17 protein-coding genes are annotated in these 18060 nt (G+C 41.8%); 7 read left to right on the top strand and 10 right to left on the bottom strand.

Annotation, left to right across the window (positions count from 1 at the left end; all coding sequences use genetic code 11):
* Position 1 precedes the first annotated feature (1 nt).
* Both BLU33_RS17460 and BLU33_RS17455 read right to left on the bottom strand, forming a co-directional pair.
* Entirely contained in the window at positions 2–394 is a 393-nt protein-coding gene (locus BLU33_RS17460) for a hypothetical protein (protein ID WP_091375901.1), read from the bottom strand.
* Positions 395–529: 135 nt separating this feature from the next.
* Positions 530–1279, bottom strand: coding sequence for an ankyrin repeat domain-containing protein (locus tag BLU33_RS17455; RefSeq protein ID WP_091375897.1), 750 nt, complete (start codon positions 1277–1279; stop codon positions 530–532).
* A 191-nt stretch (positions 1280–1470) separates the two neighbouring features.
* Here BLU33_RS17455 and BLU33_RS17450 point away from each other — a divergent pair, with 191 nt between their 5' ends.
* The gene (locus BLU33_RS17450) at positions 1471–1848 is read left to right on the top strand and encodes a hypothetical protein (protein ID WP_091375893.1); all 378 of its coding nucleotides are present in this window, start codon (positions 1471–1473) and stop codon (positions 1846–1848) included.
* A gap of 156 nt (positions 1849–2004) precedes the next feature.
* Here the strand turns inward: BLU33_RS17450 and dacB are convergent, their stop codons facing one another.
* Both dacB and BLU33_RS17440 read right to left on the bottom strand, forming a co-directional pair.
* The gene (dacB, locus tag BLU33_RS17445) at positions 2005–3414 is read right to left on the bottom strand and encodes a D-alanyl-D-alanine carboxypeptidase/D-alanyl-D-alanine endopeptidase (RefSeq protein WP_232009324.1); all 1410 of its coding nucleotides are present in this window, start codon (positions 3412–3414) and stop codon (positions 2005–2007) included.
* Positions 3386–4849 carry an APC family permease gene (locus BLU33_RS17440; protein WP_091375890.1) on the bottom strand — a complete coding sequence of 488 codons (1464 nt, stop codon included), beginning with the start codon at positions 4847–4849 and terminating at the stop codon, positions 3386–3388. Before BLU33_RS17440 ends, dacB begins: the two co-directional genes overlap by 29 nt.
* 146 nt (positions 4850–4995) lie before the next feature.
* Here BLU33_RS17440 and BLU33_RS17435 point away from each other — a divergent pair, with 146 nt between their 5' ends.
* From BLU33_RS17435 to BLU33_RS17425, 3 genes are all read left to right on the top strand, one after another.
* Positions 4996–7233 (top strand): sodium-translocating pyrophosphatase, encoded by a 2238-nt coding sequence (locus BLU33_RS17435; protein ID WP_091375885.1) that lies wholly within the window; start codon positions 4996–4998, stop codon positions 7231–7233.
* A 434-nt stretch (positions 7234–7667) separates the two neighbouring features.
* Positions 7668–9506 (top strand): ABC transporter ATP-binding protein, encoded by a 1839-nt coding sequence (locus BLU33_RS17430; RefSeq protein ID WP_232009323.1) that lies wholly within the window; start codon positions 7668–7670, stop codon positions 9504–9506.
* Positions 9507–9566: 60 nt separating this feature from the next.
* Entirely contained in the window at positions 9567–10241 is a 675-nt protein-coding gene (locus BLU33_RS17425) for a PKD domain-containing protein (RefSeq protein WP_091375882.1), read from the top strand.
* Here BLU33_RS17425 and trxA read toward each other — a convergent pair.
* The 6 genes from trxA to BLU33_RS17395 form a co-directional block, all read right to left on the bottom strand.
* Positions 10222–10518: a thioredoxin gene (gene trxA, locus BLU33_RS17420; RefSeq protein WP_091375879.1), complete on the bottom strand. Its 297-nt coding sequence runs from the start codon at positions 10516–10518 to the stop codon at positions 10222–10224. The genes BLU33_RS17425 and trxA overlap by 20 nt on opposite strands.
* A gap of 72 nt (positions 10519–10590) precedes the next feature.
* Positions 10591–12348 (bottom strand): ATP-binding protein, encoded by a 1758-nt coding sequence (locus BLU33_RS17415; RefSeq protein ID WP_091375876.1) that lies wholly within the window; start codon positions 12346–12348, stop codon positions 10591–10593.
* A 267-nt stretch (positions 12349–12615) separates the two neighbouring features.
* Entirely contained in the window at positions 12616–12960 is a 345-nt protein-coding gene (locus tag BLU33_RS17410; RefSeq protein WP_091375873.1) for a hypothetical protein, read from the bottom strand.
* Between the two features lie 63 nt (positions 12961–13023).
* Positions 13024–13374: a hypothetical protein gene (locus tag BLU33_RS17405; RefSeq protein WP_091375870.1), complete on the bottom strand. Its 351-nt coding sequence runs from the start codon at positions 13372–13374 to the stop codon at positions 13024–13026.
* 159 nt (positions 13375–13533) lie between these two features.
* Positions 13534–15171: a mechanosensitive ion channel family protein gene (locus BLU33_RS17400; protein ID WP_091375866.1), complete on the bottom strand. Its 1638-nt coding sequence runs from the start codon at positions 15169–15171 to the stop codon at positions 13534–13536.
* Between the two features lie 69 nt (positions 15172–15240).
* Positions 15241–15786, bottom strand: coding sequence for a pyridoxamine 5'-phosphate oxidase family protein (locus BLU33_RS17395; RefSeq protein ID WP_091375862.1), 546 nt, complete (start codon positions 15784–15786; stop codon positions 15241–15243).
* Between the two features lie 80 nt (positions 15787–15866).
* Here BLU33_RS17395 and BLU33_RS17390 point away from each other — a divergent pair, with 80 nt between their 5' ends.
* The 3 genes from BLU33_RS17390 (at position 15867) to BLU33_RS17380 (ending at position 17911) form a co-directional block, all read left to right on the top strand.
* Entirely contained in the window at positions 15867–16214 is a 348-nt protein-coding gene (locus tag BLU33_RS17390; protein WP_091375858.1) for a SnoaL-like domain-containing protein, read from the top strand.
* Positions 16215–16270: 56 nt separating this feature from the next.
* Positions 16271–17122, top strand: coding sequence for a helix-turn-helix domain-containing protein (locus BLU33_RS17385; protein ID WP_091375856.1), 852 nt, complete (start codon positions 16271–16273; stop codon positions 17120–17122).
* Positions 17123–17197: 75 nt separating this feature from the next.
* A complete protein-coding gene (locus BLU33_RS17380) occupies positions 17198–17911 on the top strand; it encodes an SIP domain-containing protein (protein ID WP_157682216.1) in 714 nt (237 codons plus the stop codon).
* Positions 17912–18060 lie beyond the last annotated feature (149 nt).

The following is an 18060-nucleotide window of genomic DNA, read 5'->3' as shown; positions in this document are numbered from 1 at the left end:
ATTAGTCTGTGATTTCCTTGGGTTCATCTGACTTGGTAGCCGGTATATTGTATGGGAAAAACAACAAGGCAACAGCAGTAATTTGTATTGCCGACTGAAGAATTGCAAAGCATCCTGTTGTTATTAAACCTGAATGGAATGTTGCAGGTAAATACATGATCTCCTGTATTATGCCGAGAAGGAACAACACAGATAATGCCCATCTGATCCAGTTATACCCATTCCTTATAAGATATGCACTCCCAATTAAAATGATAATTGATAAAATTAGTTTTCCAACCTGGGATTGTAATTCTTCATGGCTTACAAAAAAATAATCGACAACTGTCAATACTGCTGAAACTCTAAGCAGGGTTGAAGATATAGGAGCATTGGGGTGGATATATCTTGTCATAATATAGGTTATAAAAGGTTAAGCAAATTAATTATATAAATCAATATCCGGAAATTATTCTGCTTCAGGTACTTTGGTTATTAAAGGCATACTTTTTGTTATGCTAAACTCGCGGAAGCAAAAGATTAAGATACGCTAATCTGCCAGGTAAGCATTCGGTATATTAGGCATCCTGTAATTAATCCCGTAAGCATGTTTCATTAATAAGGAGACTATCTCTGCTACTGTTTCTTCTTTACGGTGTATTTGCGGTAACAGTCCCATTATGGCATAGCTTATAGGGTTTACCGCGGGGATAAATGTTTCCCATTCGTAACCCTTACCCCATATCAATCCTTTAACAGTAACCGACAGGTCGGCACCATTTTCAAGCAAGAGGTCAAGTACCTCAGCAGAATTATTGTTATTTTGATTAACCGTATGAAAAATAGGTGTGTGCCCGCCAAAGCCATATTCATCCAACGCGGCTTTTGCATTTATATCGGCGTTATGTTTTAACAAAACTTTTGCGCAGGCAACACTGTTGTACTCGGCGCAAAAATGTAGCAAAGTAGCGCCTGTTAACGGGGTATAGGTGTTGTTGAATAAATTATAGGTCTTTAAAATAATTGCTGCATCCTGCCTGATAAGTTGTTCGAGCTTATGGCCGTCATCAGCAAAAACAGCTAAAAGAGCCTGGTCTCTAAATTCAAGTCCGGCATCTATAAAACATTGTACACAATCTTTAAAGTGTGGCGTACGTGTATACATGGTTGCCATTGTTGTGAAAAGCGGTACACCATCAGGCAAAATATCATTCGGATCACCGCCCTGATCAAAATACGACCGGATGCCTTCAACGGAATGCACTTCAATAGCATAAAGTATTTGATTATGATCGGGCATGGAATACAATTATATATCAAATTTAAAAATAAATAAATGTGATCATAGTTCGTGGCAATAACTAAGTGGTTGTAAAAAAGTGATTTAACTAATTGGTATGAAAACATACAGGCATACTTTTTGCGTTAATCTTTAATTAACATTGGCGCTGAACAAGCGGCGTGTAATATGTCTGCTAAAAAGTATAACCCATGCTTGAAAAATACTACGGAACTTATCTGCTATACATCTTTAAGCACCCGGGCACTTCTGTCGAAATCATCAAACTAAATACAAAAACTACCAATGCTACTGTAAATGTGGTAATTGATGAGCTATTAGCCAATGGCTACATAATGGTTGATGGCGGCATTAATTTAACTACCAAAGGCTATTCTTATTTAGAGATAAATAACCTCATCAAACGGTCAGATAAAAGAAAAGCGCCACACGTTAAGAAACCGCCCATATTTAAGCGTATATCGCAAATTTCATTGGGTGATTGGTCGAAAATTGTGGCGTTATTGCTGGCACTGATTACTATTTGGTTTGAAGTGATTAAGCCTTTGATCAGTAAGTTTTTTAAATGAAAAAAATGATGCTGATGCTGCCGCGGGTTTAGCGTAGCGTAACCCGTGGTTAGGCATGGCCAAAGCTTCCAGCTTTATAAAAACAGCAAGCTAAGAAGTTGCACAATACGCGCCACGAGTTACGCTATGCTAAACTCGCGGCAGCAATAGAATTTATTACTTCAACTCATCCAACACCCTAAAGATTTTTTCCTTAATTACTTTGGTTGAGCCGTTATAGTTATTCACCATAATAGAAAAGCAAAGCTGTCTGCCATTATGGGTTTGATAACCTGCATAGTTGAGCACATTTATTATGCTGCCGCTTTTCATGTGCATATCGTTGTATACGGGCAAACTCTCAAAGAAATCATTAAACCAAATCTCTTTAGTAGCTGATTGCAGTATAGTAGCCATGGTATGGGTAGTAACCCTATCGGCGGGCGACAGGCCGCTGCCATCAAAAACGTTGAGCGAGTTGGTATCGATACCTCGTTGTTTCCAGAAATCTTGCAGTGTACTAATTCCATTGGCTGTTGATGGCAATTTTCCGCCTTTCCAGGCAATGGTTTTGAGCAATTGCTCGGCATAAAGGTTGATGCTCTTTTGGTTGGTCCAATAGATGATCTTACTAAGTTCATGCGATGGTATGGTGGCAATAGTTTGTGTTGTTACCGGTAATGCTTGTCCTTTAGCGGTTAGAGTTGATGCCGATTCGGCAGATCCGGTGATGATGAAGCCTAAACGTTTTAAGGTATCAGCCAAACGGAAAGCTGCATCATAAGCAGGATCGGGGAGGGCAACAGCTATGCTTTTCTTGGTTTGATCGGTAGCATAAGTTCCCCTTACATAAACCATGTTGCTGTTAACTGGTAAATAAGCATAGGTATCGTCGCCGGTATGGGCAGGGGCGTTTGTAGCTTCGCTTTTAAAGTTGAGGTAGGGCATGGCGGGTACTTCGTGCGACAGGGTTACCGGTGTGCCGGGTTCGCCAGTGTGTAGTTTTATGTCATACTGATTTTCGCGCCAGCAAAGGCCCGATGTGCCTGCGCCATAGTAATTGCCTACATCTTCCCATATCCAACCATCGGGGATAGATTGCGTGCCGAAAACAGAATCATCGCCAATAATGCGCCCGTTTATCTTTTTGATGCCTGCTTTTTGCAAAGCATCAACCATAATAGTTAGTATATGATTTTCTTTGCTGCTCTCGTAGCGCCAGCTGCCAAGGGTTGGGTCGCCTGCACCTTTGATGATGATATCGCCGTTCAGTGTACCATTAGTTATTGAGCCATAATAGCCAAATTGGGTTTGGTATTTAAAATCCTTACCCAAAACGTTAAAAGCGGTAATGGTAGTAATGGTTTTCATGGTTGAGGCCGGTGCCATACCCATGTCCGGGTTTACGGCAAAAACCTGTTCGCCTGTTTTAACATCAAGCACGGTGAGGGAAACTGATCCATACCGACACTGGCTATCCAACTGCAACCTGTTAAAAGCCGATTGTAACTTTTGTTGTATAGATTGTGCAGGTGCATATCCCGCAATAAATAACAGGCTAAATGTCAGTAAGCGGCGTATCCTCATGCTTTGCGTTACGTTGCGATATATAATAGATCGGGATGCCAATCAGTACAATGATCAGGCCCGGCCAGGTAAACTGTGGTTTGTATATGATTAATAACGTACAAAAGGCTAATCCCATTATAACATAAATGGCAGGTAGTACCGGGTAGCCAAATGCTTTGTAAGGGCGTTCATGATCGGGGCGTTTTTTGCGGAGGATATAAATGCCGATGATGGTGAGTACATAAAATATGACTACCACAAATGATATCATATCCAATAGATCGCCATAACGGCCGCTTAAGCACAATATAGATGCTACGATGCATTGGATCCATAAACCAAATTCAGGTACAGCGAATTTATTTAATGTGCCTGTCTTTTTAAAGAACAACCCATCCTTTGCCATCGTATAATATACCCTCGCGCCAGCCAAAATCAAACCGTTGTTGCAGCCGAAAGTGGATACCATGATCATCAGCGCGATAATGACAGTGCCAATATTACCAAATATAGCTTGTGACGCCGCTACACCAACCCTGTCCTTAGCGGCGGTGGCAATATCATGCATAGGCAAAACAGCGGTGTAAACTATATTGGCAGACACATAAATCACAGTTACTATCAATGTACCAAAGAACAGGCTCAAGGCGATATCCCGTTTAGGATTCCGCATTTCCCCGGCTATAAAGGTTACGTTATTCCAGGCATCACTGCTGAATATGGAACCCACCATCGCGGCAGCAATAGCACCTAAAGCTGCACCTGTTGTGTATTGGGCAAAAGTGCCGTCGGTGTTTAGTTTTTGCAGGTGCCAGGCGTTGGTCCAGTTGGAATGCCATACATCACCCTTAAGCATGATGAATCCGAATATGATCAGCCCGAATAAACTGGCCAGCTTGGTTAAGGTAAAGGTATTTTGGATGATCTTACCGCTTTTAACACCAAGCGTATTAATAAAGGTTAAAAAGATGATCAATACAATTGATACTACCTGCGCCGCGCTGATGGTAAATACATGAGCTGTGCCTGTATCACCACCCCACTGTAGTTTGTAGAGAATATTATCCTCGCTAACAGCGGGTATTAAATAAGCGGTGAATTTAGCGAATGCAACCCCAACGGCAGCAATGGTGCCTGTTTGTATCACCGCAAAAAGGCTCCATCCATATAAAAAAGCGACTAATTTATTGTATGATTCCTTTAGATAAACGTACTGCCCGCCTGCTTTGGGGAACATAGCGCTTAGCTCACCATAGCTCAGTGCGGCGGTGAGTGTCATAAAACCGGTGAGCAGCCAAACCGCAATAAGCCAACCCGATGAGCCAACATTACGTATAATATCAGCACTTACAATAAAGATACCTGAGCCGATCATGGAGCCGGCGACGATCATTGTACCGTCTAACAGGCCGAGCGAATGTTTTAGTTTGGGTTGACCAGGGTTATCTTTCATGAATGGTGAGGGTTAAAAACCCTAAACTATTCAAAAACTTTATAATTATCACCCTATTGTAAATAAATTAATTTGCTAATTTGCACAACAGATTAATCGAAGCTGCTGCTGGAGATTACTAACCAATTATAAACTAAATATTTAATATGGACTTCTTTTACACTAATTTAATTTATCTGATTCCTGTATTTGGGCTTGTGGGTATTGCCGTAATGGCTATCAAGGCTGCATGGGTTGTTAAGCAGGATGCCGGCGATGGGGATATGGCCCAACTGGCGGGTTACATTGCAGATGGGGCAATGGCCTTTTTACGTGCTGAGTGGAAAATACTAAGCTACTTTGTGGTTATAGCAGGTTTGCTGCTTGCATACTCCGGTACTACGGTGGCAACATCGAGCCCGGTTATTGCTATTTCATTTGTTGTTGGTGCGTTCCTTTCTGCATTCGCGGGCTTTTTGGGGATGCGTATTGCTACCAAGGCAAATGTGCGTACTACACAGGCTGCGCGTACCAGTTTGGCGCAGGCATTAAAAGTATCGTTTACAGGTGGTACAGTTATGGGCCTGGGTGTTGCCGGTTTGGCAATCATTGGTTTAGGCTCATTGTTTATAGTATTCTACACTATTTATGTTAAAAATGCGGGTGGTGATGTAAATGGCGATGCTATGGCGAAAGCGCTGGATGTTTTAGCCGGATTTTCGCTGGGTGCTGAATCAATCGCATTATTTGCACGTGTTGGCGGTGGTATTTATACCAAAGCTGCCGATGTAGGCGCCGATCTGGTTGGTAAAGTTGAAGCAGGTATCCCTGAGGATGATGTTCGTAACCCTGCAACCATTGCTGATAACGTTGGCGACAACGTTGGAGACGTAGCAGGTATGGGCGCCGATTTATTCGGATCATACGTGGCTACTATGCTTGCGACCATGGTGTTGGGCCGTGAGATCGTATCGCATGATAGCTTTGGTGGTATAGCCCCGATTTTATTACCGATGGTAATAGCAGGTTTAGGGTTGATATTCTCCATTGTAGGTGCTGCGTTCGTTAAAATAAGTAAGGAAACTGATAGTGTACAAAGGGCATTAAATATTGGTAACTGGGCCTCTATTATATTAACTGCGATTGCTACCTTCTTTTTAGTGAACTGGATGCTGCCCGCAGATATCTTTCATATGAAGAGAGATGAGTTGGGTGGTGGAATGTTGAAGGGTGGTTCAATAGAATTTACCAGGGGTGATGTTTTTGGCGCAATAGTGGTCGGCCTGGTTGTAGGCACATTAATGTCCATGATCACTGAATATTATACCGCTATGGGTAAACGCCCTGTACTGGGTATCATCAGACAATCGTCAACAGGCCATGCTACCAATATAATCGCCGGTTTGGCGGTGGGCATGGAATCAACTGTGTTACCGATATTAGTGTTGGCATCTGGTATTTACGGTTCATACCATTTTGCAGGTTTATATGGTGTGGCTATTGCAGCCGCAGGTATGATGGCTACTACTGCCATGCAGCTATCGATCGATGCTTTTGGTCCGATTGCCGATAATGCGGGTGGTATTGCAGAAATGAGCCGCCTGCCCGAAGAAGTAAGGCACCGTACTGATAATCTTGATGCTGTAGGTAACACTACAGCTGCTACAGGTAAGGGTTTTGCCATTGCATCGGCAGCGTTAACCTCACTGGCTTTATTCGCAGCATTTGTGGGTGTTGCGGGTATTGAGCATATTGATATTTACAAGGCCGATGTACTTGCCGGATTATTTGTAGGCGGTATGATCCCTTTTATATTCTCGGCATTAGCTATTTCAGCAGTAGGCCGTGCGGCTATGGCGATGGTGGAAGAAGTTCGCCGCCAGTTCCGTGAGATACCGGGTATAATGGAATACAAAGCCAAGCCTGAATATGAAAAATGTGTAGCCATATCAACCAAAGCGTCCATCCGCGAGATGGTTGCACCGGGTTTAATCGCTTTAATCACCCCTATAATTGTAGGCTTTATATTTGGCCCTGAAGTTTTGGGTGGCTTATTAGCAGGTGTTACCGTATCAGGCGTGTTGATGGGGATCTTCCAGAGCAACGCTGGCGGTGCATGGGATAATGCTAAAAAATCATTCGAAAAGGGTGTTGAAATAAACGGCGAGATGTATTACAAAAAATCAGAACCGCATAAAGCATCTGTAACCGGTGATACCGTTGGTGATCCGTTCAAGGATACCTCAGGCCCGTCAATGAATATCCTGATCAAATTAATGTCGATAGTATCACTGGTAATTGCACCGCATTTACAAAAGGATGTGAGCCATAGCCCGAGATTGCAAAGAGAGATTCATACGCAATCAATGATTGCGCCGGTTACGAAACCGGTTAATAAAATCTAAACTTAGGGATTGTGGGCCAGGTTCCCCTTTTGAGAGGGGCGAGGGGTGTGTCTGTCCGCTTCTATAACACACCCCTGCCACCGCACAGTCTACGCGCCCCCTCTCAAGAGGGGAACTTTAAAAAAGGGATGCTATTTGGCATCCCTTTTTTGTTGTGTGTCATGCTGTTCTCACAAAACCTGTTGATTGCTGTTCGTTAACTGGATTTTTGGTATTTTTACTAATAAGTCAAATCTCCAAGCGTCATTGCGAGGTACGAAGACAACCGACCAAAGGGAGCTCATTAATGCCATTGAAAAACAAACACAACATTAATAATCCCCGACTTTGCAGATCAACTATGCAAGCCTCTCTGTACAGTTAGGGATTGCTTCGTACCTCGCAATGACGGGTGATTAAAAAGAATACATCAACATTAAAAGAAAGCGATACTATTGAATACTGCCCGTCCTCCGAAAAATAAACGCCCTGAACCTGTAACCCTTAAGGAACGCCTCGACGCGCTCCGTAATCTGCCTGCATTTTTTAAACTGGTTTGGCAAACCAGTCCGTGGATGACATTGGTTAACTCCCTGCTGCGTATAATGCGATCAGCAACGCCGCTGGGCTTGTTGTATGTGGGTAAGTTAATTATCGACCAGGTAATAAAAATCAGTCATAACCATGATCTCGGTACGCACTATTTGTGGCAATTGGTAGCTGCCGAATTTGCATTAGCACTGATATCCGATGGCTTAACCCGTGCAATCACCTTAATGGATAGTTTACTGGGCGACCTGTTTAGTAACCATACCTCAGTAAAGATAATGGCCCATGCCGCCACGCTCGACCTTGACCAGTTTGAGGATGCAGAGTTTTATGATAAGCTGGAACGTGCCCGTCAGCAAACTGTTGGGCGTACCATATTGTTGTCGCAGGTAATGAGCCAGGTGCAGGATCTGATTACCATGGGCTTTTTGGCTGTGGGCTTAATGGCCTTTAATCCCTGGCTTATTGTGCTCTTGCTTATCGCTATTATACCCGCATTTTTGGGTGAATCGCATTTTAACGATCAAAGCTATGCGCTTACCCGCGGCCAAACACCCGAGCGCCGTGAGCTGGATTATATCCGCTATTTAGGCGCCAGTGATGAAACAGCAAAAGAGGTAAAGATCTTCGACCTGTCGGGATTTATTATTGAGCGTTTTAAACTGCTCTCCAATAAATTTTACTGGGATAACCGACGGCTATCTATCCAAAGATCGCTTTGGGGTACTTTTTTTGCCATGCTGGGTAGTATTGGCTATTATGCGGCCTACGTATTTATTATTATTAAGGCTGTAGAGGGCTCGGTAAGTATTGGTGAGCTTGCATTCCTGGCGGGATCATTCAGGCAGTTACGGGCCTTATTAGAGGGGATACTGACCCGCTTTACAGCAGTATCGCAAGGGGCAATATATCTGCGCGATTTCTTTGAGTTTTTTGAGATCCAGCCAAAAATAACATTATCCGCTAAGCCATTGCCGTTCCCTAAAACTATACAGCAAGGCTTTACTTTTGAGGATGTAGGCTTCCGGTATATAAATTCGGAACGTTGGGCTAACAGGCACCTGAGCTTTACCCTGCATCCGGGCGAAAAACTGGCATTGGTAGGGGAGAATGGCGCAGGCAAAACCACGCTGGTAAAACTATTGTCCCGTTTATATGACCCGACTGAAGGCAGGATATTATTAGAGGGCATCGACCTGAAAGAATATGACCTTGCCGATCTGCGCCTTAATGTGGGCATCATCTTCCAGGATTATTTGCGCTACCAGATGAGCTTCGCGCAGAACATCGCCGTAGGTAACATCAACCAAAAAGAAAACAGGCCTTTGATCGTTAACTCAGCTAAGCAAAGTCTGGCCGATATACTGGCAGCAAAATTGCCCGGTCAATACGACCAGCAATTAGGTAAGCGCTTTGCCGATGGTGTTGAACTATCAGGTGGTGAATGGCAAAAAGTGGCACTGGCCCGCGCTTATATGCGTGATGCGCAATTGTTAATATTGGATGAACCAACATCGGCACTTGATGCCCGTGCTGAGTATAACGTTTTTGAGCGCTTTGCCGAGCTTACCAAAGGCAAATCGGCTGTATTAATATCGCATCGCTTTAGTACCGTTCGCATGGCCGACAGGATATTGGTATTAGAAAAGGGCGAGCTGGTAGAGATCGGCAGTCATGAAGAACTCCTGATAAAAGGCGGCCGCTACGCCGAATTATTTGATCTGCAAGCAATGGGGTATAGGTAATACTTTTTATGGATTACTATCGTTAATGTAAACACAACCTTGTAATCAAAACTCATCACTATGAGGAAAAACCTGCTTTTTATCACAATAGCGATTTTTTCATTGGCAGCCTGTAAAAGGGATGATATTGGAAAAGCCTCTTTCAGCACATCAAAAAACAGCTATTATCTTACAGAAGCAGTTTCCTTCATTAATACATCTACCAGTGCCAAAAGCTATAGTTGGGAGTTTGGGGATGGAACTTATTCCACTGATCAGTCGCCGCAGCATGCTTATGCTAAGGCTGGTGTTTATACTATCAGGCTTAATGTAAATGGTTCATCAACGATTACCCGGTCTGTAACGGTTCATAACGGTACAGCAAGCTACCAGATCCGTAATTTAACAGATTATGATATTCCACTGGTTTCGTATGGAATAGACGGATCAAACAATTTAATGAATTTTACAAATGTGGGAACAACAGTGTCAGGCACCACCGATACCATTTTTACCACAAACAGCCAGGTATATGTTGGCGGAACATTGCCTAATGACAGCACCTTTGTAGTAGTACCTGTATACACAATTAAGCCATTAAGCAATAACGTACTGGTAATTGATAATAATACCCAAATCTATGTTAATGCTATTCCAAACAAAGGAGATGTTGACCAGTTCTCTCAATTAAAAACAAATTCCATAAAGCGCAAGCTGGCCCCGAAAACAGATGCGGTTAAACAAACTGTTCAATAATTTGCTGTAACTGGTTTGCCTGTACCACACCGCTTTGGCGCCATTTAGTTTGCCCGTTCTTAAATACAATGAGTGTGGGCACCCCCTGTATTTTATAGGCATTGGCCGCTTCGGGGTTTTTGTCTACATCAACCTTTATAATGGTTACTTTATCGCCCAGGTTATCTTTTACCTGTTTAAGTATAGGCGGCATCATTTTACACGGGCCGCACCACTCAGCCGAAAAATCAACCAGTACAGGTTTGTCTGACGCTATGATCTCCTGGAAATTTGCCATTTGTTTATTCCTCCTTAAATTACCAACGCTTTTATTAAAGATAGGTTTTATTATACATTAGTTAGCAATGGCTTATCCCCATTTGTTAATTATTGCTTCCAGGTGATCAATGGTAAAGGGCTTGCTTAAAAAATCCTTCATGCCGGCTTGTTTACATTCAATTTCATTCTCGCTCATCACATTTGCCGTCATGGCTATAATGGTAGGGGCGCTGTCGCCATATTTATCAAGTATATAGCGGGTTGCCTGCAATCCATCCATTTCAGGCATTTGGATATCCATAAAAATAAGGTCGTATGATTGCCGCTCCAGTTTTTGAATAGCCAGCAAGCCGTTGTCAGCAATATCAATTGGGTAGCCTATTTTTTCAAATATGCGGCGCGCAATTAACTGATTCATTTTGTTATCCTCGGCCAGCAAGATACACAGAGGTTTGGACCGGTGCGGCCCTTTAGTATCAGTAATTTTAGTGTTGGTAACAGGCATAATATTTTTTGCAATTAGGAGGGGCACGCTAAAACTAAATATGGAGCCTTCCATTTCCTTGCTTTTCACCCAGATTTTTCCGCCCATCATTTCCACCAGTTTTTTGCATATGGATAATCCTAAGCCTGTGCCCCCGTATTTTCTTATGGTAGTTGTGTTGGCCTGTGTAAATGGTTTAAATAGCTGCTCAAGCGTTTCAGCGCCTATACCTATGCCACTATCACTTATCTGGAAAGTTACTTGCTGCGTATTAAGCTGGTTGCCCGTTACGGTTACGTTGAGCGTAACAAATCCCTGTTCGGTAAATTTAATGGCATTGCCTATCAGGTTTACCAATATTTGCTGCAGGCGGCTCTCATCGGTATTTATATAATCAGCCAGTTTACTATCAATGGTATAGCTGAGTTTTATAGTCTTATTATCAATAGCTGGGCGGCATATATCAATAACGGTTTTAATACATTTCCTGATATCAAAATCAGATGGGATGAGCACCAGTTTGTCGGCCTCAATTTTTGAAAGATCGAGGATATCGCTAATGATATTGATGAGCAGATTGCTGCTTGACTGCAAAGTTTGCAGCAATTCTTCCTGTCCGGGTAAAAGCGCCGATCTTGAAAGCAACTGGGCAGTACCAATAATACCATTCAATGGTGTGCGTATTTCATGGCTCATATTAGCCAGGAAATTTGATTTGGCGAATGTAGCCGCCTCAGCCTGGTCCTTTGCGGCAGATAGTTCTGTTTGTGATAAGAGCAGTTCTTCACTTTGTTTAATTAGCCGGTTTTTATCACTTTCATGGCTCTTTTTAAGCACCCCCAACAACAAACCGATTATCAGCATAGCTGTTACAGATGAAACAAGTATATCCAACTCTTTTGTAGAACCGCTTTCGGGCGGTGATAGCAGTTGCGGGAATTGCTTTTCTATAAAAAAGCAACCTAAAAAAACGGCTACCATTATACCGATGAAAAGCAGATGGTACTTACGTGTAACCAGTATAGTGATTAAGGCGATTAAAAAAACGCCTTCCTGCGGTGTTGATCCTTCAATGCCGCCATTATAAAACCAGCCAAGTATAAATAGTATAATACCTATGGTAACATAGATTAAAACGGTGTTCTCTTTATATCCTTTAACCCTGCTATTGTAAAATGCCATGGCTGACAAAACACCGACCAGCACTACTAAAATATTCAGAGGAATGCTAAAGCCCAGAATGATGTTAATTAACAATGATATGAGCATATTCAGGCCAATGATCAGGGAAACGGCATTAAAGAGTTTATTCTCTAATGACATGGCCGGATCATCAAATCCAAGTAAGTGCTTTATCCTGTTCATGAGGTAAATATAAGAACGGAATTAAATTACTAAATAATTAATTTCTTTAAGTTAAAGGACTTTATTGGTGCGTTTTTGAGGCTGCTTTTGGTTCGATTTTATGAAGTAACTTTCGACCTGTTTAACAAGGATGGGAAAATTGCTGTGGAAAGCTCTTATTATGATACATCGGGCATTATTGAAGCTATGAAACCATAGGTATCGAAAAAACTAAATAAAATAAAAAGCCGTATTGATGTTTTCAATGCGGCTTTCTTTATGATATAGCTATTTAAACGCTATTTGGTTGGGGTGATAGATCAGCACTTCGGGCCGGCCTTTATATTTGGAGAGATCGCCGGTTACACAAATGTGTTTACCCTTTATATCATCAAAATTTAAAACTATCTCCTTACCGGTAATAACAACTGTAAATCTTTGATTGGGGTAATTGCCTCCCATGTTCAACATGGTAAGGGTATCGTTAAATATTTTATAGGAGTAAACTGTATCGCATAGGGTTACTTTTTTGCCTACATATTTCTCAAATTGGGCTAATGAAAATTTTTCCTGTGCCGATGCCTTAGCAGTAAACGAAGAAATAATAAAAGCAATTAGTAAACCCTTTTTCATGATAAGTTATTGATCTTCAACTAAACAATCAATGCCAGGCATTTGTTTACAGTTTATAAAATACTACCTGATGTACTGATGTTTGGCAATTATTTTAATGGCCTGGGCTAATAGTGTTTTACCATGACCATTTAACACACTGGTTTTATCGCCATTCAGCTCATAAAACAAATGCCCTGCAGGATCATCGGCCACATACAGCTGATCGCCATTGTTATTATAATTGATGTAGGCGTTGTGCGACAATTGTTCAATATCGGTTTTATCATCATTTAACAGTATAGCACCTGCATATTCAATTTTAATGGATACGCCATTGCTTTCTGTAACGATGGTGGTATGTCTCCCTCTATGACATGCGGTAAAAACAGTTGCCATTAACATTACAAGGATAATAAGTTGCAGCTTTTTCATTTGATTTTTAGTTTAATAGGTGATAGCTAAATATTTAATTATTCAAATATATAATTAAGCATAGTAATATGCAATACATAGTACTATTTAATTATAAAATCAACATAAAAAACCCTTTCATTGCTGTTGAAAGGCTTTTATAGGGTTACAGGCTTAAAATTACTTTTTCCGTTCTGCCGTATTAAACGCCGGTGCCTGGTAGTCTTTCGGAAGGTAATCGGCAGGTATGGTAGTGGCATTACCATCGCGCAATGATTTGTAGTGCGGCGACATGATCTCTACTCCAGCCTTATTAAAATGATCCTGTATATTGGCGTGCAGGTGCGAGTAAATAACCGATTGCCTGTTGGGGGCCTTGGTGTGGGCATGAATGCGGTAGGTTACATAATAATCATCAAGGCTGGTTTGGTAAACATAGGGCATTGGCTCCTTTTCAACCAGTTCCGTTTCCAGTGCTGCATCAATTAATAACTGGTGAACCTGCCGCCATGGGGCGTCATAACCAATGGTTACCTCGGTATGTACAATGAGCCCCTTCTCTTGCGCATCGCTGCTGTAATTTATAGTATGACTACTTAATACGGTAGAGTTCGGAATGGAAATGATCTCATTATGTATAGTTCGGATGCGGGTTACCAATAGGTTTTTTTCAATTATATCTCCGGTTACCTCGCCGAGTTTTACGCGATCACCCAATTTAAAGGAACGCATATAGGTCATAACAAGCCCTGATACCACATTACTAAGCGCACCTGCTGAGCCAAACGTGAACAGCACACCCACAAAAACGGATACTCCTTTAAAAATTGGCGATTCAGAGCCCGGCAGATAAGGGAATATTACAATAAACATAAATGCCAGTATCAGCACCCGTAAAATTTGATAGGTAGGCCTGGCCCAGTCGGGATAGAAACCCGGGATAACCAGGTTGCCCTTTGCTATCTCGGATTTAATATAATGCATAAAGCGCAGGATGTAATGGAATATAAACACCAGCACGATAATGGTAATAAGGTTGGGAACATAATCCCAGATAGCCAGCCCTATTCTTTTTAACGGACTTGTGATATAGCCCAGCAAGGTGTCTGATATATCACGTGTAAAAGGGAATATACCAAACAGTACAGGTAAAGCCAGGTAGATAAGCAATAGTATGATAAACCATTTAGCGGCTTTTAAAACAAAGTTTACAACTAAAAACTGTTGCTCGGCATTTAAAAGCTCATAGTTGCTCAGTTTTATGCCTTTATTAAACAGTTTGTTAATTTTTGAAAGTATCCATTTAAACAGTCTGTTAGCTATGTAAATAAATACAATAACCAACACAATAACCAACAAAGCCGATAAGCCCTCTTTAATCCAGGTTTCCCAACTGGTTTCATCCTGGTATTTTATAATTGCTTTGTTAATAATGGCACGTTCAGCGGCTGCCAGTTTTTCTTTAGTGGTGTTTTGGAATGCGGCATCTTTATTTGAAACGGAGAGAATTATGTAATCCTTATAAAGGATATCTACCGATTCATCTGATGATGAGACTATAAGAGAATCAGGATTAAAAGAAATATCGTTGCCCAGTTTGGCTATACGCTGACTAATAATTTCGGCGCGTTCACGCGGCGTAAAGCTGCCCTGTCGGTTATATAATTTAAACAGTGTATCATGAAAAGGTATAACCGGGTAGCTTTTTGTGTTTTTAATGAGTGAATCAAGTTGTTGTTTTTGCTTAAGGCTATCGGGCTGTGCAAATAATACAGCGGGTACAAACAAGGCAAAAAATAATAGTTTGAATTGCTTCATAATAAAGGTGATAGATTTTAAGCAATTTATTCAATTTCATTAAGATATAGTCTAACTTAATGAAAGTATTTAATACAGTGCTGTGTGTAATCCATCCATGCTTATGCGGTTTTTTTCTTGCTTATAGCTTTTCAGGCCATCTGCTCCCTTGTGTTCAGCCCATTTTTGAGCATGATCGCGTTCGCCTTTATATTCATAATAAGGCACACTAAAACCACAGGAGGTTTGCACCTTATGTATATCGGCAACAATTAACTGGCGGGTAGCCAATTGTAGTTTAAAATGCGGGGCCAGTTGCTGCCATTCCTCATCATCTGGCAAAACAGTATAACCGTTGCCATATAGGCGTAATATGTTTGGTGCGCCATCAAAGGCGCAAAACATAATGGTAATGCGCCCGTTTTGCATCAGGTGTGCCGATGTTTCGTTGCCACTGCCTATGATGTCCATGTATGCGACGCGGTTAGGTGACAGCACCCTGAAACTGTCAATACCTTTGGGCGAAAGGTTAACATGCCCGTCGGCGCTAAGCGGGGCGCTGGCTGTAAAGAACATTTTTTGTTTTTCAATAAATGCCTTGTGAATGTCCTGAATACTATCAAAGAATTTTGCCATAATAATGCGGCTTTTGATTTAGCCAAATTTAATAATTAAAAAATGTTGAAACAACAGAGCTACAAAAGCATCTAATACATATGAAAACAGAAGATATTGCACACAGGCTGATTGAACTTTGTTCGGCTGGCGAATTTGTTAAGGCTCAGGAAGAGTTATATGATACTGAAATTGTAAGTATTGAAACCGATGGCAGCAGGAGAGAGGGCTTAACCACGATGCTGGCCAAAGAACAAGACTTTTTAGATAGTTTAGTGAAAATTGATGGGATAGAATATTCAGAACCGGTTATTGCTGGCAGTTATATCTCAGTAAAACTTACTATGGCCGTTGATTTTAAAAGTATAGGCCCCAGAAGTTTTGCAGAGATCTGCGTTTATAAGGTTGTGAATGAAAAAATAGTGTTTGAACAATTTTTTAGAGGATGATACCACGGTCAGATTGGGACGGGTATTGATGCCGATAATTTTTAATTTAGCTGCCGATGAAAGATATCCCGGTACATCAGCTACAGGACAGGGTAAGCTCAGGCCTTGAGATAAGGCATTTTGTACCACATGAAAAGTTGGGGAAAGGTGAAGATCTGGGCGCGCATCGCGACGATCATTATATCTTTTTCGTGATGGAGGATGGAATTGCCTCGCTGATGATCGACTTTGATGAACTGCACCTGCAAAAATCATCGCTTTATTATATTTTGCCGGGTCAGGTGCACCATCGTATCCGTGCCACCGAGGCTGATGGTTGGTTTGTCGCTGTTGATACATTGCTGATCCCGCCCGACTATCGTGATGTTTTTGAGAATCAATTATTATTGCAGCAGCCTTTTTACCTGGATGAAAGGCAATTAAACCAATGTTGCAGCCTGCTTGGTTTAATTGATGAAAAACATAACCAGGATGAGCCAACTCCTTTTAATATTTCCATTGTACATTCCCTGCTGCAGTCTTTTTTAGGAATAGCGGCTGCCGGCTTTGTTTGTTTAAGTAGTTCGCGGTCCAGTTTATCAAGGCCGGCGCAGTTGTCGCATCAGTTTAAAAAGCTACTGGTACAAAAAGTACGTACGCTTAAAAGCCCGTCGGCATATGCTTCACAGCTGAATGTTTCAGAGTCATACCTCAATGAGTCACTCAAAAAAGTGACTGGTTTTTCAGTAAGTTATTGGGTGCAAAATGAGGTGATACTGGAAGCTAAGCGCCTGCTGTATTATAGTCAGATGAATGTAAAAGAAATTGCCCATGTGTTGGGTTACGAAGATCATGCTTATTTTTCAAGATTATTTAAGAAAGCTACCAATATCACGCCATTGAGTTTTCGGGCTAACTACCGTAAATAGTCCAATCATTACCCCGAAGCTGCCATTTTTTTTGCTGTGATTGTGCTGTTTATTTGTATTATCAAAATGAAAAACATGGAAACATCCACTTTGCATAAAATAAAACAAAAGGCCGAACGCTGGTTTGAGCCATCACAATTAAACAAAGGGAGAGTGCTTGAGGTAAGGCATTGGGAACCCTCAACAATTATTGAAATTGACCTGTATCTGCCTTGTGCTGATATGTACCAATGGACAGAAATACCCTACATAAAATTTAAGGTTGAAACATTTACCTACCGGGATTATTCGCCATCGGGCTGGGATGCTGAAACGCATACCTGCACGTTGTTTATTGATGCCGCGCACAAAGGGGTTGGGACTAATTGGGCACATAACCTTAAAAAGGATGATGAGGTAAGCTATTTAAAAATAGGAACCAGTCATCAGGCACCCGAAATAACACCGGCAATAATAAGCCTGGGCGATGAAAGCAGCCTGGGGCATATGCTGGCATTACAGCAAATGGTATTACCTGCTGCACGATTTTCAGGAGCTGTATTAATGGCCGATGGGCAACACCGCGATTTTTTTAACCAGTATTTCCCTGCATCTATACAAACTGTTGGCAGGCATGATGTTTATGGTCACCATAGCCTTATGCAATGGGTTACAGATCAAAACTACTCATTAGAAAATACCATGTTTTACCTGGCTGGAAACAACATGATGGTAAGTCAATTACGCCGGATGCTGAGGTTACAAGGCTATTCTTCGGGACAGATAAAGGCTAAAGGTTTTTGGTCATGAAATGGGTTGGGGAATACTAGCCACGACGATAAAAGCAGCGCCCGTGCGATTCCTTCCTTGGGGAAGGGGAGGTAGGGGTTTCGTCCGTTACTTTTATAACGTATAAACCCCTCCCTGCCACATCTCAATCCACCGCACCCCTCCCAGGG

The sequence above is a fragment of the Mucilaginibacter mallensis genome (assembly GCF_900105165.1).
In the GTDB taxonomy this organism is placed as follows: domain Bacteria; phylum Bacteroidota; class Bacteroidia; order Sphingobacteriales; family Sphingobacteriaceae; genus Mucilaginibacter; species Mucilaginibacter mallensis.
This window is presented reverse-complemented; position numbering and strand designations above follow the sequence as displayed.